The 17,913-nt window shown below is 72.1% G+C and carries 14 protein-coding genes; 8 read left to right on the top strand and 6 right to left on the bottom strand.

Going from position 1 to position 17,913, the window contains the following annotated elements; genetic code table 11:
- Positions 1-190: 190 nt before the first annotated feature.
- Positions 191-1,129, bottom strand: a complete 939-nt coding sequence (locus ACH4FX_RS34595) for a hypothetical protein (protein WP_398485413.1) — start codon at positions 1,127-1,129, stop codon at positions 191-193.
- A 312-nt stretch (positions 1,130-1,441) separates the two neighbouring features.
- Here ACH4FX_RS34595 and ACH4FX_RS34600 point away from each other — a divergent pair, with 312 nt between their 5' ends.
- Positions 1,442-1,852 (top strand): hypothetical protein, encoded by a 411-nt coding sequence (locus ACH4FX_RS34600; RefSeq protein ID WP_398485414.1) that lies wholly within the window; start codon positions 1,442-1,444, stop codon positions 1,850-1,852.
- 479 nt (positions 1,853-2,331) lie between these two features.
- Here ACH4FX_RS34600 and ACH4FX_RS34605 read toward each other — a convergent pair whose 3' ends face one another.
- The 4 genes from ACH4FX_RS34605 to ACH4FX_RS34620 form a co-directional block, all read right to left on the bottom strand.
- Positions 2,332-3,495 (bottom strand): hypothetical protein, encoded by a 1,164-nt coding sequence (locus ACH4FX_RS34605; protein ID WP_398485415.1) that lies wholly within the window; start codon positions 3,493-3,495, stop codon positions 2,332-2,334.
- Positions 3,496-3,593: 98 nt separating this feature from the next.
- Entirely contained in the window at positions 3,594-4,583 is a 990-nt protein-coding gene (locus ACH4FX_RS34610; RefSeq protein ID WP_398485416.1) for a TauD/TfdA family dioxygenase, read from the bottom strand.
- Between the two features lie 56 nt (positions 4,584-4,639).
- Positions 4,640-6,022, bottom strand: a complete 1,383-nt coding sequence (locus tag ACH4FX_RS34615) for a hypothetical protein (RefSeq protein WP_398485417.1) — start codon at positions 6,020-6,022, stop codon at positions 4,640-4,642.
- 37 nt (positions 6,023-6,059) lie between these two features.
- Positions 6,060-7,433, bottom strand: coding sequence for a radical SAM protein (locus ACH4FX_RS34620; RefSeq protein WP_398485418.1), 1,374 nt, complete (start codon positions 7,431-7,433; stop codon positions 6,060-6,062).
- A gap of 451 nt (positions 7,434-7,884) precedes the next feature.
- On the opposite strand from ACH4FX_RS34620, the gene ACH4FX_RS34625 reads away from it, so the two are divergent.
- Entirely contained in the window at positions 7,885-8,745 is an 861-nt protein-coding gene (locus tag ACH4FX_RS34625) for a TauD/TfdA family dioxygenase (RefSeq protein ID WP_398485419.1), read from the top strand.
- Between the two features lie 60 nt (positions 8,746-8,805).
- Here ACH4FX_RS34625 and ACH4FX_RS34630 read toward each other — a convergent pair whose 3' ends face one another.
- Positions 8,806-9,264: a DUF1348 family protein gene (locus ACH4FX_RS34630; protein WP_398485420.1), complete on the bottom strand. Its 459-nt coding sequence runs from the start codon at positions 9,262-9,264 to the stop codon at positions 8,806-8,808.
- Between the two features lie 99 nt (positions 9,265-9,363).
- On the opposite strand from ACH4FX_RS34630, the gene ACH4FX_RS34635 reads away from it, so the two are divergent.
- The 6 genes from ACH4FX_RS34635 (at position 9,364) to ACH4FX_RS34660 (ending at position 17,607) form a co-directional block, all read left to right on the top strand.
- Positions 9,364-9,945, top strand: a complete 582-nt coding sequence (locus ACH4FX_RS34635) for a TetR/AcrR family transcriptional regulator (protein ID WP_398485421.1) — start codon at positions 9,364-9,366, stop codon at positions 9,943-9,945.
- Positions 9,946-10,109: 164 nt separating this feature from the next.
- A complete protein-coding gene (locus ACH4FX_RS34640; protein ID WP_398485422.1) occupies positions 10,110-10,862 on the top strand; it encodes a hypothetical protein in 753 nt (250 codons plus the stop codon).
- Positions 10,859-12,229, top strand: coding sequence for an ATP-binding protein (locus tag ACH4FX_RS34645; protein ID WP_398485423.1), 1,371 nt, complete (start codon positions 10,859-10,861; stop codon positions 12,227-12,229). The genes ACH4FX_RS34640 and ACH4FX_RS34645 overlap by 4 nt, the downstream gene beginning before the upstream one ends.
- Positions 12,230-12,561: 332 nt before the next feature.
- Positions 12,562-14,259, top strand: a complete 1,698-nt coding sequence (locus ACH4FX_RS34650) for an ArnT family glycosyltransferase (RefSeq protein WP_398485424.1) — start codon at positions 12,562-12,564, stop codon at positions 14,257-14,259.
- Between the two features lie 150 nt (positions 14,260-14,409).
- Positions 14,410-15,093, top strand: a complete 684-nt coding sequence (locus tag ACH4FX_RS34655; protein WP_398485425.1) for a GntR family transcriptional regulator — start codon at positions 14,410-14,412, stop codon at positions 15,091-15,093.
- Between the two features lie 165 nt (positions 15,094-15,258).
- Entirely contained in the window at positions 15,259-17,607 is a 2,349-nt protein-coding gene (locus ACH4FX_RS34660) for a collagenase (RefSeq protein WP_398485426.1), read from the top strand.
- The last annotated feature ends 306 nt before the right edge of the window (positions 17,608-17,913 follow it).

Below are 17,913 nucleotides of genomic sequence, written 5' to 3' on the forward strand. Positions count from 1 at the left end.
ACCTTCCGGTCCTCCAGCACTGGCTTGCGGCCGGGTCTGCGACACCCGCCAGGCGGCACCGGCAACAGCGGCTCGACTCTCGACCACAGCTCATCGTCGACCAGCCACGGTCGAGCACTTCTCTTACTCACACCTCAGCAACCGGCACACTCCTCCAGAGGACACGGCTACTTCCGTTGCGTTAGGAGCTCTAAGCCCCCGCGCGGCGCAACCGCTCCTCGATCCCGCCGGCCAGCCTCGCGACGACGGGACCGCCGTCGGCACGCAGTGTCGCCTTCTTGGCGTTGAAGCAGTGCACCCAGGCACCGGCTGCCCACGCCGCCTCGCGGTCGGCAGCGGTCCAGGACAAGCCCCTGGCCGCTTGGTAGGCATCGATGAACCGGGCCGTCTGCGCGATCGTCGCCTCGCCGGGACCGCCGCCCACGACGGCGTGCACGGCGGCGGCCGCACCGGCGATGACGATTTCCGGCAGTGCCACGACGCTGTCCCAGTCGTGCACGGCATGCAGGGCGTCGCCCTTCCACATCACGTTCTGTGCCTCCCAGTCGCAGTGGCCGATGACGGGGGTGCCGAGGTCGTGTCCGGACAGCCGGTTCCGTACCCGGATCGCCGCGGCGTCCAGCCAGTCCGGCCCCGGGTGCTCGTTGAGGTCCTCCGGCTGGTCGTCGGGAAGCGGCCAGATCCTGCCCTGGTCGTGATCCCACCACACCCACGGCGGAGGCGGGTCCAGCCTGCCGATCTCGTGCGCGGCGGGCGCGACCGACACGAACCGGGCCAGTTCGGCGGCCGACCGGGCCGAGGAGCGGGAAGCGACGGCGACCGCCCCGCCGTCTTCGACCAGCGCTTCCATCGTCACGATCCGAGTGCCGACGCGGATCTGCTCACCCAGCGGTTCGGCGCAGGGCAGCCCTGCCCGCCACATCAGCCGGTGGGTCCGGCAGCACCCGGACAGCCGCTCGGCGAACGGACGGATCTTGACCACCACTCGGCGCCGGTCCGCCAGTTCCAGGGCGAGGACCGTGGACAGGTGCGACCAGCGCCACAACTCCGTCCTGGGGCGGCTGCCGAGGCGGCTTTCCACCAGTTCGAAGAGGGACGGGATATCGGGTGCGGCCGTCTCGCCGGACATTGCTTCGGCCCCTATCTTCGGTCGTACGCACTCGGACGGTGCGCGATGGGCGCGGTGTGGGGATGGGGATGAGAAATGCGGGCCGAATTCGCCAGCATCGCTGCCGACGGAGACCGACCCCTCAGAAACTGGGTGGGTGTGACCACCGGCGTCGCCGCCCTGCTCGACGGCGCCGGCTCCTGGGCGGAGCGGTGCACCGACCTTCTCGGGTCCGCGGTACTCGGCCGGCTCGCCGACCGTGCGCTCACCATCGAATCGTGCCTGCCGCGGGCCGCGGCAGACCTCCGTTGCACACGGGAAGGTGTTCCCGACATGTCCGACGGCGCTGCGCACCAGCCTGGTGCCGCAGCGGTCAGAGTCAATGACGACGCGCTGGAGTGGCTGGTCGCCGAGGGCGCGGTGGTGTTGCTGGACCTGCCGAGCGGCCTTGCGGTCTGCGCCCTCGGCAGCGCCGCGGACCACGGGCCGACGGCGGGCGTGCCGGTGTCCGGCCGGGTGGAACTGAGGACGGTACGGCAGGCCGCCATCCTGTCGAGCGGCGCCGCCCGGCTGGTGGCATTCGGCGTCGCGGTCTGGGAGCAGATGATGGACACACTGGCCAAGGACGGACCGCAGGTACTCGTCGACGAGGTGCGTGAGTTCGAGGCGATCGACCCTGAGTGCCGTCGGTGGCCCCGGTCCGGCGCCACCGCCGACGCCACCGCCGTGTACCTGCGCTTCTGATGTCAGTAATGGCCGAACTTGGACATGTCCTCCGACTCGATGTCGATTTCCGCCCAGTCGGCCACGAAGGCCGGCGCGTAGCCGAAGGCGAGCGGCAGCCTCTCGCGCTCTGTGCTCTGTGCTCTGTGCTCTGTGCTCTGTGCTCTTGGGCAGGGTGCCGTGGAAAAGGGCCTCGTTGAGCAGGATGGCGTCCCCCGCCCCGGCCGGCGTGCTGTCGAGCGATGGGAAGTTCTCCTTTGTCAGGGCGGGGCAGACGGAGAATGTTCCGGCGTCCGCACACCATTCGATGAGGCGCAGCGGCTGGTTGATCACCGGCCGCACACAGCCGAGCAGCGCCTCGCTCCGCGCCGGCGCGTCGAACCGCGTGCTGTGCCCGGTGAGGTCGTCGAACCGCTCCTTCAGGTAGAGCTCTTTCGGAAACAGGGGGTCGGTGCGGACGGGCGTGAACGACATGGTCCTCGTTTCCCTCCGGGCCGTGTTCAAAGGGTTTCCAAGGGGTGCTTGAGCCGGATGGCGCAGTCCCTGTGCCGGCTGACGCCGATCAGCGTGACGGTTTCGGCCCGGCCGAGGCGGACCGGGCACCGGAAGCGCAGGGCCTCGACCGGCACGCGTTCCACCAGACGGCCGTCGAGGTAGACGAACAGGACCGCGTCCACGGCGGCGGCCCCGGCCGGCATCCCGCCCCGCCCGGCCCGAACACCCCCCTCGACCAGCAACGAAACGGCGTGCGGCGGCACCCGCCAGGACAGGCTGAACGGCAATGCGAGGTCGAGGCCGGTGGTGCTCGGAGCGGGCGCCGACCCCGCGGCAGGAAGCCGGCCCCGTTGCCAGAGGCCGCGGACGGCCGTGGTGCGGCCCGAGCGGGAGGGGGGCCGCATGGTGCCCCACGGCGTCCGGCTGCTGTCGGTGTCCGGCGGGAACAGAAGGCCGGACTGGGCGAGAAGGAATTTCTTGGCCCGCCGCCCACCGAAGTGCGCCACGCACCCGAACACACCAGGGTCCTTCAGGGCACCACTGATGTAGTTCCACTCGTGGCCCAGGGCCAGGAGCCGTTGCCACAGCGGTCCCCGCTGGCCGAGCAGGGACGACACGACACCCATGTCATCGCTCGGTACGGCATCCAGCTGCCCCGCCCCGGCCGCCGCCACCGCGAACCGCCACAGGCGATCGTAGAGCCCGCCGTCGTCGGCGGGGTTGCTGAAGATCAGGCCGGCTTGCAGGAGCGGGCCGCCGGTGCCGGGGGCGCCGAGCATGGCGGCCACCGGCAGCGGGGCCACCGTGCCGAGTTCCGCGTAGTACTCCATGGTCGACTCGTCGACCACGGCCGCGATGCGCCCGCCCGCGAGCGGACGGTCCAGCGCACCGAGATCCATGGGGCGCAGGAACAGCAGGTCCGCGTCGGCGTGGACGTCGTATCCGTCCCATGGCGGCAGACGGTCCCGCAGTTCGGGTGAGTGGCGCCAGTAGAAGAGGTGGGCGGCGGTGCCCCGGCCGACCGCCCGCGCCACCGCGTCATCGCCGGGGGCCAGCCGTACGACGTCGACGTGCCCCGGACCGAAGTGCCCGCGGGCCAGTGCGGGATCGTCGTTGGCGTCCACCACGACCACGCGGGCGCCGGGGTGGCAGCACAGCAGTGATCGCACGGCCAGGACCACCAGTTCGTCGCTCTGCCGGCCGCGGCTGACGAACCTGAACCGGAACCGCGGTGAGGCCGGCCGCACGTCTGCCCGTGCCGCGGCCGTCATGACAAGGCGAGGGCCCGGCTCCCGGCCCGTCGACGGCCGCTGGACCGCTGGAGATCGAACGTGAGGGTGAGTTTGCGCAGCCACCGGTCGGTACCGTCGTAACGGGGTGCGAACGGATCCCGGCCGTGCACCGCCCGGTAGTTGTCGATGAGCACCAGGTCGCCGGGCCTCAGCCGGACGCGTACGAGTGCTTCTTCCAGCCGATGGCACAGCCGGGAGAACGCCTGCGCGGACGCGTCGTCCCCCGGTGCGGTCGTGGTGTACGCCGGGTCGATCCTCAGATACGTCCGCGAGCCGCCGAAGAGCACGGGCCGCCACACGGGAGCCGGACCGGCGGCCCGGCCCGTCCTCAGGTGCTCGGGGTCGGGGAGGATGGCGAAGCGCGGCCGGCGGAGCAGTTCGTGGTCCGCTGCGCCGAGCTCGGCGAGGGCGCCCGCGGTGGCGACGGTCGTCGCGGTCAGGTCCGGGTTCCGCAGGCAGAGCAGCGCCAGTACGTCACAGCGGTCGTCGTCGAAGGCGTCCTCGACGTGGAAGTCGAGGTGGTGCAGGCTGCTGTGGCCGGTCTGCGCGTGTTCCTGGCCCTCGATCGGCAGCACGTCGTTGAACAGCCTGCCCTCCTGGAGCGTCTGCCAGCAGACCGGATCACCGGCCTGTAGCGCCACCAACGCCAGCCAGAGGTCGTGCGCCGCTGTGGCGGCGCGTCCGCGCACTTTCCAGTGCGGCGGCGTCGGACCGACGTTCTCGTCCAGGCGGGGCCGGCGCACCACCGTGACCGGGCTGCCCAGCCGGGCCCGCAGGCCGGCCAGTGCGTCCACCAGTCGTCCGGGGAGGCTGTCCCGGTGCCCGGCGAGCTTCGCCAGCAGGCCGAGGTCGTCCGTCCTGCTGTACGCGCTCACGAGCCGGTGGACGAGGTCGTCCGCACGGCGTGTCTCCCGCGCGGTGAGCGCGATCTCCTGGATGCCGGGCACTGTGGCGGATCCACACATGTACGTACCCTTCTGCCATCTCGGTCCGTCCCGCCGAGCCGGTGCGGCACGGCCGACTACGCGGTGCCCTCCGCCAGCTCGGTCAGCAGCTTGGCCCACGGGCCGGTCGGGAACCGGCGGTCGACGATCCGCCGATTGCGCCGCAGCACGTCGGCCATGTGGGGCTCCCCGGCCCGGTTCGCCTGCATGGCTGTCACCAACTCGTCTCCCGAGCGGGCCATTCCGGCGGGTCGGGGGTCCACCGGGACGACGGAGAAGTCCTTGCCGTACGTCGGTGCGAAGGCGGCATAGCTCGTGCTCGCGCACGGCAGCCCGGCGACGGCGGCCAGCGCCGGCCCCAGTCCGACCGTCTCGACGTCGTCGGTGTTCGGCGTGAAGACGACCCCGCCACCACTCGCCGCGGCTGTCCGGAGAAGGTCGATCTCGTCCAACCGCCAGCTGCCGGCGCCGTCCCGGACGCTGCACAACGGAACACCGTCCAGGAACCGCACGTCGGGAAGCAGATCGAGGCGCCGTACGGTGCGCAGTACCTCGTCGGCGTAGGAGGGGTCCTCCGCCAGGCTGCCGAACACGAGCAGGTACGGGGCGGGCAGTCCGCGATCGGCGCAGGCCGCCCGGGCCGCCGCCAGCAGTTCGAGGGCGATCTCCACCCCCTTGACCCGGAAGACCCGCACCGGATTGAGCAGGATCGGCCTCCGGGGGTCGAGTTCCAGGCCGTCGAGGAACTGCTCGTGCCGCGGCTCCAGCGGCCCGACGGGCACACGGGGCAGGATGTTGGGCACCACCCGCGGGCGCTCCGGTACCGGGTAGCTCGCCGCCTCCTCCGCGAGCGCCTCGGACACCACCGCCCACCGCACTCCAGGACCGGTTTCGGGCAGCGGGGTGAACTCGTTGGGCCGGTCCGGATACATGCGTGCGCCCGCGTCGTACACCGCACAGCTGCCGAAGAGGTCGTGGTCCCAGAAGAGCACGCCGCCTGCCGGGTGCTCGCGGTGGCGGTCGCGTGCGGCGGCGTGCAGGGCCTTGGTGACGGGCACCGCGTCCGAGAGCGTCATGTTGACCGCGACGGTCCAGTCGACCCGGTTCCGGCGCATCCAGTCCGCGAAGTGGTTGCGGTAATGGGCGGCCAAGCGGTCGATGCGCTCGTGCAGCCGGGCACGCTCGGCGGGGCCCAGTGCCGCGGCATCTGCGACCGACGTCCGGATGGCGGTCCACTCGGCCGCCGCGCGATCGGGGTCCCCGAAGACGGATGGAGCCTGTGGGGTCGGCTCCATCAGCGCGGACGACTCCTGCTCGGCCGGCCCGTACGGGAAGAAGGCGGGTTTGTCGGGCCGCCACGAGTAGCCCAGGTCAGCGGCTACAGGCGTGTCGAGCAGTTGGAGGTCGACACCGAGACCGACCACGTTGCGGAAGATCGTCAGCAGCCCGCTGGCCGGCACTCCGTCCCCGCATACCAGTCCTATGCGCACCTCAACGTCACCGGCCCAGCTGAGTGTTCATGATGGCCTCCACCAACGTGGCCCCGGCTTCGGTGAGGGCCACGCTGCCGGCCCTCCGGTCGATCCGCACCAGGCCGCGGCCGGCGAGCGAGTCGAACAGCGCACCCCACCTGCCGGACAGCAGAGAGCCGGTGGGGAAACGGGAGCGATGGACCTCTTCGAAAAGCGGCTGGCAGGTGGACAGCGCCATCTGCACCGCCCGCACCTCGCGATGCTCCGGGCTCACCGTCGTGACGTTCTCCAGTGGAATCCCGCCCTTCTCGACCAGGCCGAGATACTGCGCCGGAGCAGCCACCGCATTCGCCTCCGCGCTCCCGCACCAGCTGTAGGCGCCCAGGCCGATACCCACCTGCGGAACCTGTTTGTCCTGGTCGAGGTTCAAGGAGCGCCACAGCTCCGGCCCTACGTCGCGCCGGGGGAAATAGGTGGTGGGGTGCTCGTAGTAACCGGCGGCGGCGAGCCGGTCGACGGCTCCCTCCCGCATTTGCAGCTGCTGTCCCAACGACGGCCACCGGTATCCGCGCCGCTCCAGTTGCTCGCGCACCCGCGGGTCCTCCCATGGGGCCGGGGAGACGTGGCCGATGGCCGATTCGACGTCGTGAAAGGACCGCAGGTGCAGCTTGATGGCGACGATGGTGCTGAACCGAGCTTCGATCAGGCGGTCGATGTCGTCGAGGAAACCGGCGACGGTCTGGCCGGGCAGGCCCCAGACGAGATCACCGTCGACCCTGGTGAAACCCAGCCGTTCTGCCGCGGCACGGACCTGGAGCGCCTGGTCGCCGGTGTGCCGGCGGTTGGCGACCCTCAGCAGCCGGTCGTCCAGGGACTGGATGCCGTAGGAGAGCGCGGTGAATTCCGAGCCGCGCAGAGTCGAGAGGATTTCCCCGGTGAGGGAGTCCGGGCTCCCCTCCGCCCGCATCGAGGTCCGCTCATCGAAGGCGAACGTCTCCCGGTAGAAGCTCACCAGCCGCTTGATTTCACCGGCGGGCAGAACGCTCGGCGTTCCGCCGAACAGACAGAACTCGCCGACCGGAGTGGTGCGCAGCGCCGGGACCGCCGCCACCCAGGACCGGGCTTCTTCGATGTTGGCGTCCACCCACCGACGTGCGGTCGCGTCGGCCGTCTCGGGCCGGCTGCTCGTCACGAGTGTCGGAAACTGGCAGAAATGACAGCGGTACCGGCAGAGCGGAATGTCCACCCACAGGTGAAAGGACGGCGCCTCGCGGAGCTCACGGTCCAGATCGCGGAAGAAGTGCTGCGGATCGCTCGCCACGTCCCCCGTGAAGACATGAGTGAAGGCTTCGGCTTGCAGATATCCGAGGAGTTCGTCGTTCCGCTCGTCGGAGAGCAACCGGGACACCCTCGGCGCCGGGTACTCAGGATCGATCGCAGAGAGGCTGTGGAGCGCTTTACTCCGGTCATATAAATGTGCCGTGCTGGTCCCCATGCGTGCGACACTCCGTATCCACTACGCCCGAGCGACAGGGTGAGCGCCAGTCCGGACGGCGCGCAGCCGTCAGAAGGGGCACAAGCAAGGATCGTTTTCTCTTCGGACACCGCCTGACCAGGCTAGGAGAGCTCCCCCGCACGGTCAATACAACATGTGAAGAGGCAATGGTATGGCGTATTCCTTGCGGTGCGGTACGGCGGGACCGGACACCGCTTCCCGGCCACCGGCGCACTCGCGGAATTCAGTGATCACATCACAAGAAGTGGCTCACGCGACGCACGGGACACCGGAAAAGAAATGACGACGCGATCGACGAACCACGATGGCCAAAAATTCTGCTTCAATACCTGGCATGGCATGGCCACCGCGACTCGTCATGACCGATGCGACCGCCGCCGCGCTGACCGACTTCAGTTCGGCCTGGCAGGCAGCAGAGCTGAAGGGCGGCGAGGCCCAGCAGGCGGCCCTTCGCCGCGCCCGCGAAGAAATCCCCGCACTGCACCGGCTGGTGGACGAGGCCGTCACCGCTCTCCGCGCATCGCTCGCCGTGGTCGTCGAGAACTTCCCGCTAGACGCCACTGCGCTGGTCGTCACCGCCGGCGCTCTCGGCAGGGTCGATCCGAGCTACAACGGCCCGGCCCCGGACACCCTCGTGCACGACGTGGTCGACAGCGAAGCCCGCCCCTACCGTGACCCGGACCCGTTCCACACCGACTCCCCCCTGCAGGCACGTCCACACGCCTACCTCGGGCTGCTGTGTGTCCGCCCGAGTCCCGCGGGCGACGGACAGACCGTTCTGGTGAGCGCGGCGGATGTTGCCGCCGAAATCGCCGACCCCGGCCACCTGCGCGCGCTCCAGGACCCCTGCTATCCGTTCGCAGTTCCCCAGGAGCCCGGGAACGCCGAGTCATCGATCACGACCCAGCCGATCCTCACGATGTCCGGCGAAGACGTCACCGTGCGGTACTGCCCCGTGCGGGTCGCCGCGGGCATGGAACTGGCCGGGCACGCCCTGGACGCCGAACACGTCGACGCACTCGGCGCGTTCGAGCGCGCGCTGGAAGCAGAGCACCTGCTCACAGTCTTCCTGCTGCGGGCGGGTGAGCTCCTGTTGCTGGACAACCGGCGCCTGCTGCACGGCCGCACCGACGTCGGGCCGACAGGCACCGGCCGGCACCTCATGCGCGTCAAGGTGCATACCGCGGACGCCTAGGCGCCGGCCGTCGCAAACCGTTGGGCAAAGCGGTGGAGCGCCGGGGCCGCAGGGCTCAGATCACCACACCGCCATCGAGTCCCCCGCCTCCTCCGCCGGCCGCGGGCCGAAGATGCGCCGCTCCGCAGCGCTGATCCGCACATCGTTGATGCCGGCCTCGCGACGCCGCATCAGCCCCTCGCCGGTGAACTCCCACAGTTCGTTGCCATAGCTGCGCCACCACTGGCCCACGGCGTCGTGGAACTCGTACTGGAACCGCACCGCGATCCGGTCGTCCTGGTAGGCCCACAGCTCCTTGCGCAGGGCGTAGTCGAGTTCCCGTGCCCACTTGTCACGGAGGAAGGCGGTGATCTGATCCCGGCCGGTGAGGTATGTGTCCCGGTTCCGCCAGACCGAGTCCTCGGTGTACGCGAGTGCGACATGTCCGGGGTTGCGGGTGTTCCAGGCGTCCTCGGCGGCCCGGACCTTCTTCAGCGCGGCCTGCCGGTCGAACGGCGGGAGCGGGGGGCGTGGTGCCATGGCGGACTCCTCACAGGGGGGACCACACGGAGAACGGGCGTTCTCCGCGCTGTCCGCTACTCTAGAGAACGATCGTTCTCAGTGGAAGCGGAGGCCCTTGTGGAGCTCGGAGAAGCCCGGGTACGGCTGCTGGACGCCGCCGGGGAGCTGTTCTACGCACGGGGCGTCCAGGCCGTCGGCATGGACGAGATCCGCGCCGCGTCCGGGGTGTCGCTGAAGCGGCTGTACCAGGCCTTCCCCTCCAAGCACGAGCTGGTGGAGGCGTACCTGCGGCACCGCGACGAACACTGGCGCGCGGCGCTCGCCGAGTACGTCGACGTGCACGCCGCCACGCCGGAGGACGCGCCGGCCGCCGTCTTCGACTGGCTGCACACCTGGTTCACCGGGCCCGGCTTCCGGGGCTGCGCGTTCATCAACGCGTTCGGCGAGCTGGGTGCCGTGTCCGAGAACGTGGCCCGCGCCGCCCGCGACCACAAGGAAGCCGTGCACGCGTACCTCACCGGTCTCGTACGGAAACTGCCCGCCGACGACCCGGTGACGCTGGCCGGCCAGTTGGCGCTGCTGCTCGACGGCGCGATCACCACGGCCACGATCGGCGGCGACCCGGACGCCGCGCTGCGCGCCCGTGAGGCCGCCGTGACGCTGGTGGCGGCGCAGCCGGGCGGACCCGGGCGCGCCTGAGCGGACCCGTGCGCGGACGGTCCCGACCGGGGCGGTTACGGCACCGTTCGTGGCCTTATGGGTGGCCGTTACACAACCGCCGGATTGCCGCAACAGAAAACAGCCAACATCATGTTCGCGTGGGTCCACCGGCCCATCTCTGCGAACCACCGACTGGAAACACTGTGCTCCTCCCCCGCCCACGGCCGCCGCTCCCCGGACCGGTACGGGCCTGGCTGCCGGCCCTCGCCGGGGCGACGGCGGCCTCGCTGGTGGGCGGCTGCGCCGGGACCGGGGAGGCACGCAGCACCGGGCCGACGCCGGCCGTCTCGGCCCCCGCGCAGTTGTGGCCGGAGCCCCCGCTGCCGCCGCGGCCCGCCGCCGGCAAGGCGAGCGCGGACACCCGGCCCGCGCCGCTGCACGGGGTGCCCGACGTGCCGTCCGGGGACATCCGCAGGGCATCGTGGCTGGAAATCGTCAAGGCGCAGACCGCCGCGGACAGCGCGCACCACGGCGGGCCGCAGTTCGGCCCGAGCACCCTGCGGAAGATCCGCCGGTGCACCGCCGACCAGCAGCGCGACAAGCAGTGCCCCGTACGGGCCCCCCGCTACCGGGACCTCAACGGCGACGGGAAGGACGAGCTGATCGTCGGCATCGAGGAGGGGGCGGACCACCTGCTGGCCGTGTGGGTCTTCACGGTCCGCGACGGCAAGGTGACCCGCATCATGGACGCCGGCGCCCGGCCGCTGTCGGTCCAGGTGTCGGGCCGGGACGTGATCCTGCGGGAACCCAGCGACTCGGCCGGGTACGAGATGCGCACGGTCTACTCCTGGGACGCGCACGAGCAGTCCATGGAGTTGCGGGCGATGGAATTCGACCCGCGGCGCTCCACCGTTCCGGGCCCCACCGTGCCCCCGCGCCCGGAGGCCACGCGATGAGCGCCGGTACGGACCGGCCCCGCGCGCGCCGGCGGCTGCGCCTGCCGTCCTGGACGGCGACACTGCGGTGGAAGGCCGCCCTGTTCATCATGGTCATGTGCTGTTTCCTGGCCACGGTGCTCGGCGTACTGGTCCACGTCCTGGTCAGCCGGCAGACCGAGGACCAGGCCAGGGGCGCGGCGCTGATGCAGCTGGACTCGACCGTCGAGGCGTACGTGGCCGGGGAGCCGCTCGGCCGCAACGCGCGGCTCGACCCGCCGGAACTGCCGCCCGCCCTGCGGGACATGGCACGCCGGGGCGAGCGCGGCACCCAGCTCGGGCAGCGGAACGGCCGCCCGACCATGTGGGCGGTGGCACCGGCCGACGGGAAGGCGCTGGCCGTCGGCCAGGACTACACCCAGCGGGCGGCCGTCATCAGCGGGCTGGACCAGGCCATCATCGGGTCCGCGGCCGTCGCGATCACCCTGACGCTCGTCGTCGGTCTGTACGCCACCAGGGGCGTCACCCGGCGGCTGCACCGCACCGCGCAGGTGGCCCGCCGTATCAGCACCGGTGACCTCGACGCCCGGGTGGACGATCCCCGCGCGCAGCGCCCCGAGTACGCCCGGGACGAGACCGCCGCCGTGGCCGCCGCGCTCGACGCGATGGCCGCGAGCCTCCAGAGCAAGCTGCACAGCGAGCAGCGTTTCACCGCCGACGTCGCCCACGAGCTGCGCACCCCGCTCACCGGTCTGCACGCGGCCGCCGAGCTGCTGCCGCCGGGGCGGCCCACCGAGCTGGTCCAGGAACGCGTCCAGGCCATGCGCCGGCTGACCGAGGACCTGCTGGAGATCTCCCGGCTGGACGCGGAGGTGGAGCGCGCCGACCTCGACGTGCACCGGCTCGGGCCGCTCGCCGAGCGCGCCGTACGGGCCACCGGCCTGGCGGCCGAGGTCCGGGTGGTGCGGGACTGCGAGGTGGAGACCGACCAGCGCCGGCTGGAACGGGTGCTGGGCAACCTCGTCGCCAACGCGCACAAGCACGGCCGCCCGCCGGTGGTGCTGACCGTGGACGGGCCGGCCGTCACGGTGCGCGACCACGGCGACGGGTACCCGAACGAGCTGCTCGCCGAAGGCCCGCAGCGCTTCCGCAGCCGCCCGGGGAACGGCAGGAAGGGCGGCGGGCACGGGCTCGGGCTGACGATCGCCGTCGGGCAGGCCCGCGTACTCGGTACGACCCTGCGCTTCTCGAACGCGCCGGACGGCGGCGCCGTCGCCGAACTCACCGTCGGTCCGCCGGCCACCGGCCGGCGCGGCGCACCCGACGGCACCTCGTCCGCGGACGACGTCTCCGGCGGCCCGGAGCGTCGCGACACCGGCACCTCGTAGAGCGTCCGGCGCACGGCCGACCGGCATGGCAAGCAGCCGGGCTGCCGCGCGGCACCGGGCCATTGTCCGGAGCACCGCGCCTTCCGCCCTCCTGAGCTGTGCGGTCAATACCCGGACAATGGCCGGTCAGCCACCTCCCTTGTCCGTCCCGGAGCAGCGGACCACCATCGGCGCGGATGACGTCTCGCCCCCGCCGGGACCGGGTGCCGCCGCTCGGCGGGCCGTCCCCGGCCGCCACCGCGCGGGGCCCGCACGCGTACGGGTGACGGATGTCGTGCCGCGTCCGACGCACCTCCCCACCCGTACTCCGCGACCAGGAGGTCTGCTCCGCCATGTCCGCATCCTCAGCGCCTTCGGCCCCGCCGCCCGCCTCTGCCACCGCGGCATCCGCGTCCCGGCGGCCCGCTGCCCCGGGCCGACGGCCGCGCCGCCGCCGGGAGTTCTGGCGTTCGCCCGAGGACCAGCCCCGCTGGGCGCGGCCCGCGCTGCTCGGCATCGCCGCGCTGGCGGGCCTGCTGTACGCCTGGAACATCACCAGCAGCGGCCTGGCCCCCTACTACTCGGTCGCCGCCCGCAGCATGACCGAGAGCTGGAAAGCCTTCCTGTTCACGGCCTACGACCCCGCCGCCACCATCACCCTCGACAAGATCGGCGGCTTCCTCTGGCCCCAGGCCCTCTCCGCCCGCCTCTTCGGCTTCCACCCCTGGGCACTGACCCTGCCGCAGTGCATCGAAGGCGTCATCTCCGTCCTCGTCATGTACCGCGTCGTACGACGCTGGCAGGGCCCGGCGGTGGGGCTCCTCGCCGCCGGACTGTTCGTCCTCACCCCGGTCGTCGCGTCCATGTTCGGCCACACGGTTCCGGACGCCGCCCTGATCATGTGCCTGGTGCTGGCGGTGGACCAGTACCAGCGGGCCGTGCAGGGCGGCCGGCTCGGGGCGCTGGTGCTCGCCGGAGTGTGGGTGGGGCTGGGCTTCCAGGCCAAGATGATGCAGGCGTGGATGATCGTGCCCGCACTCGCCGCGGGGTACCTGCTCGCGGCGCCGGTCACCCTCCGCAGGCGGCTCGGCCATCTGCTGACCGCGGGTGTGGCCCTGGGCGCGGTGTCCCTGTCGTGGGTGCTGCTCATGACGTTCACGCCCAAGGACGTCCGCCCGCACATGGGCGGCACCTCGGACGACAACGCCTTCTCCCTGGTCTTCGACTACAACGGTTTCGGCCGGTTCGGACAGTCGGGCCACACCACCGGGCAGGTGGGCGGTGCCGCGATCGGCGCGGCTCCGGGTGCCGGCGCACACCCGAAGCCCAGCGGCGGCGGTACCGGGCACGGCGGCATCACCACCGCGGACCCGGAGTACGACGCCCGGGACAAGCTGGTCGGCAACCGGCTGGTGGGACAGATCGGCTGGCTCTACCCGCTCGCCCTGTGCGGCCTCGCCTTCGGACTGGCCCGCAACCGCAAGCGGCCCCGCACGGACCGGACGCGCGCCGGTTACGTGATGTGGGGCGGGTGGCTGCTGACCTCGGCGGCGGTACTGAGCGTCTTCCCCGTGCCGCACACCGCGTACGTGGCGGGCCTGGCTCCCGCGCTCGCCGCCCTGGGCGCCGCCGGGACCGTCGCGATGTGGCGCGCCTTCCGCACGGACCGCGGCAGCCGTGCCGCCCGCGCCGCCCTCCCCGTCACCGTGGCCCTGCAAGCGGCCTGGTCCGGCTGCCTCGCGGCCGGGCACAGCGGCTTCGCGCCATGGCTCACACCGCTGATCGCCGTAGCGGGGACGGCCGGCTGCGCGGCGTTCGTCCTCCGGCTGCGGACGGGCCGTCGCGCCCTCGGGCTGTTCGGTCTCGCCGCCGGCTGCCTCGCCATGCTCGCCGGCCCGGCCACCTGGTCGCTGTCCGTCCTGGACACGCGGTACGCGGGCTCGTCGTTCGATGCCCATGCGGGGCCGGGCGCCGCCGAGACCCAGCGCCACCCGGCGCCGAGCCCGCGGCCGGCACCGCACGTGCCCTCTACCACCGCGCCCCACCGGTGAGTACGTGCCCTCTACCTCCGTGCCCCTTCGCCGAGTTGACCACCCTGACTCTCCACTACCGCTTCGTGATCAGCTCCCTGACGTACCGTCACCTTGTACGCTGAAGCCCTGTCCTACGGAGATCCCCGCGAGGGCCCACCAGGGGGCGATGTGAAGCACCTCGGACCGATCACCGGCCAGGAGCGGCTGCGCGACCGGGCCGCCCACGCCCTGCGCGCCGCCCTGATCGCCGGTGAACTCCGCCCCGGCACCGTGTACTCCGCCCCCGCCCTCGCCGCCGGGTTCGGGATCTCGGCGACTCCCGTGCGGGAAGCCATGCTCGACCTGGCGCGCGAGGGGCTGGTGGAGCCGGTGCGCAACAAGGGCTTCCGGGTCACCGAGGTGAGCGAGCGGGACCTGGACCAGTTCGCGGAGATCCGCGCCCTGATCGAAGTGCCGACCGTGGGCCGGGTGGCCCGGACGGCCTCCCGCGGCGAGCTGGCCGCGCTCCGGCCGCTCGCCGAGGAGATCGTCTCCGCCGCGCGGACCCACGACCTCATCGGCTACCTGGAGGCCGACCGCCGCTTCCACCTGGGCCTGCTCGCGCTCTCGGGCAACGCGCGGCTCGTCGAGACCGTCGGCGAGCTGCGCAAACGCTCCCGCCTGTACGGGCTGACCGGCCTCGACGAGCGCGGCGAGCTGCTGCCTTCGGCACAGGAACACCTGGAGTTGCTGGACCTGGCGCTGGCGGGCGACGCCGCGGGGGCACAGGCGTGCATGGCGCGCCACCTCGGGCACGTCAGGTCACTGTGGGCCCGGTCCGGTGAGGAGCCCGCCGCGCGGCGGACGGGATGAGCGGTCGTCGCGCCGAAAGGCCGGTCCGACGGGTTGTCAGTGCAATGTCACATTACTAGGTTACGGGGCGCACCGCGGCCTGATGGTCGGTCAACTGGCAGTCACAGCACGGGAGTTGCCAGTCATACGTCCGCACGCCCCACCCTCTCTCCCCAGGAGCAGCCGGTGTTTCCGTTACGCACTGTGCGCAAGGGTCTGCTGAGTGCCGTTCTGTCGGTGGGCCTCCTCCTCCCCGTGGCCCAGGCCGCCCAAGGCGCGGCGCCCGCCCGGCCGACGGCCGTCGCTCCGGCGGCCCCCCTCGCCGACGGCACGGCGGACGGCAGACTCGACACCGACCGGGCCGACCGGTTCGCCGACGCCCCGCGGCCGGCGGCCCGCGACCTGCCGCCCGGCAACGGCCGCGTCCCCCGGGGCCGTACCCCCGGTGACCTGTCGCGGAGCGGAACCGGCACCGGCACCGGCACCGACGGCCACCGCCCGGGCACCGCGGCCCCCTGCACCCTCGACGCCCTGACCCGCCTCGGCCCGGAGGCCCTCGCGGACTTCCTCACCGACCCCGCCGTCACCGTCGAGGGCTGTCTGCGCGGCCTGATCTGGGCCTGGGACGCGCGGCTCGCCCCGGTGATGTCGCGGGCCCATGTGCAGGCCGTCGCGCGCCGGGCCGGTTCGCTCGCGCCGGGCCACGACGGCACCGACGCCACCCACCTGTACGAGCTGTTCACCTACCTGCACGCGGTCGTCTACCACGACTTCTCGCGCGACGAGATCGATGTCACGGACGCCCCGACGGTCGAGGCGGTGCGGGCGGCGGTGGCCGCGTACGGGAACGCGGCCCGTACCTTCGAGCCCACCCGGCACAACGCCGAGACGCTGCGCGAAGCCCTCACCACGGCGAGCGCGCCGGGCCTGCGGCAGCACCAACTGCCGCTGGTGAAGCGGGTACTGGCCACCATGGGCCCCGGCAGGCCGACCGCCGCCGACGCGACCTGGGGCGGCGCCGCCCTCGCCGCCCTGACCGTCAACTACCTCGGCGTGTACCCGGGCAACAACGACACGGCCTTCCGGGCCGCCGTGACCGCCGACGCCGCGTACCGCGCCGGCTTCCGCGCCTTCTCCGGTCACACGCACCTGAAGGGCACGGTCAACGCCTGGGCGGTGCGCGACGCGCTCGGCGAGTACGGCCGCTTCGGCCAGATCGACGCCCTCCAGGCCGCCGTCGTCACCGACCTCGGCACCCTGCTCACCACCTCGGAGGCCAACTTCGGCCGTCGCAGTGCCCCGTGGGCGAGTGTGGCGGGCTGGCTCAACTACTACGGCGTCTGTGAGCGTCACGGTGTCTGCCGGTCACAGATCGAGCGCGAGATCTTCCCGCAGACGTACGCCTACGACCGCGGCGCCATGGAGGTGCGCACCGCGCTCGACCGGGCCACCGTCGACCAGCTCTACTACGCGAGCAAGCGGGTCAGGGCGCAGTTCTTCCGGGTGCTCGGCGCGGACACGCCACTGGCCGGCGACACCAACAGCACGCTGCACGTCCACCTGTACGCGTCGCGCGCCGAGTACGAGATCATGCACCCGCTGCTGACCGGCATGGGCACCGACAACGGCGGTGTCTACATCGAGAACGGCGCGACCTTCTACACCTACCAGCGGCGGGTGCCGCAGGACTCCTCGCTCACCCTCGAAGAGCTGTTCCGGCACGAGTACACCCACTATCTCAACGGCCGCTGGGCGGTGCCGGGCAGCTTCGGCGACGCGCCCTGGTACACCGGCGACCTGACCACCGCCATGGACGAGGGCACCGCCGAGTTCTTCGCCGGGGGCACCCGCGACGACGGGGTGCGGGTGCGCAGGGCGCTGGTGAAGGGCATCATCGCGGACACCGCGAGCGGCGGGCCGCGGATGAGCGTCGACCGGCTGCTGCACGCCACGTACTCCGGCGACGGGTTCCGCTTCTACGACTACGCCGGCACCTTCTTCGCGTTCCTGTGGCAGCAGCGCCCGTCGCTGATCCGGGAGATGTACGGCCACCAGCGCGCCGACGACCCGAAGGGGTTCGACGCCTGGCGGTCCCGGCTGGGCGCGGACGCCGCGCTGCAACGCGCGTACGACGCGTTCCTCGACGCCCAGATCGCCAAGGCCGACGACCTGTACGTCCCGCACACCACCTTCACCCCCAACGGGTCGCTGCGGTTCGCCGAGGCGTCCCAGGTGCGGGCGGCCTTCGCCGAGGCCACGTACACCGCGCCCGCCTGCACGGGCACCGGCGAGCCCGGCGGCCGGTCGCGCTTCACCTGCACCGGCCGGATCACCGCCGGCCTCGCGGACGCCCGCGATCCGGACCGGGTCTTCGCCGACATGTCCGAGACCGTCGACTACTACCTGCTGGACCGGGCCGGCGCCGCGGCCAACAACCTCGCCGACATGGACTGCTTCTTCGGCGCCGTGGACATCTGGTCCGACGGCCGGGCCGGGAGCGCGTCCTTCACGTGCGAGGGGCCGCTGCGCAGCTGACCGGCGGGCAGCCGGTCGGCAAGGCGGGGCGGGGCGCGGTGCCGGTGGCCGCGCCCCGCCGCGCGACGCCGTCCGGCGGCGGGTCACACCGTCCGCCGCAGATTTCACACAGCCGTCATCTTCTTCCTTCCTGGCAGGCGAGCCGACCAACAGTCGCCTGCCATCTCATGCCATGACTCCATATATCGGGCACCTACCCCTCGGACATAGCGGACATCCAGCGGTCCGAGCGCGCGTGGTGACGTGCACTTCGCCCGCCATGGAACGGCAGAATCCGCATGCGGACGGTGCATACCGTCGGCAAGG

Source organism: Streptomyces sp. NPDC018019 (assembly GCF_044327805.1).
Taxonomy (GTDB): Bacteria; Actinomycetota; Actinomycetes; order Streptomycetales; family Streptomycetaceae; genus Streptomyces.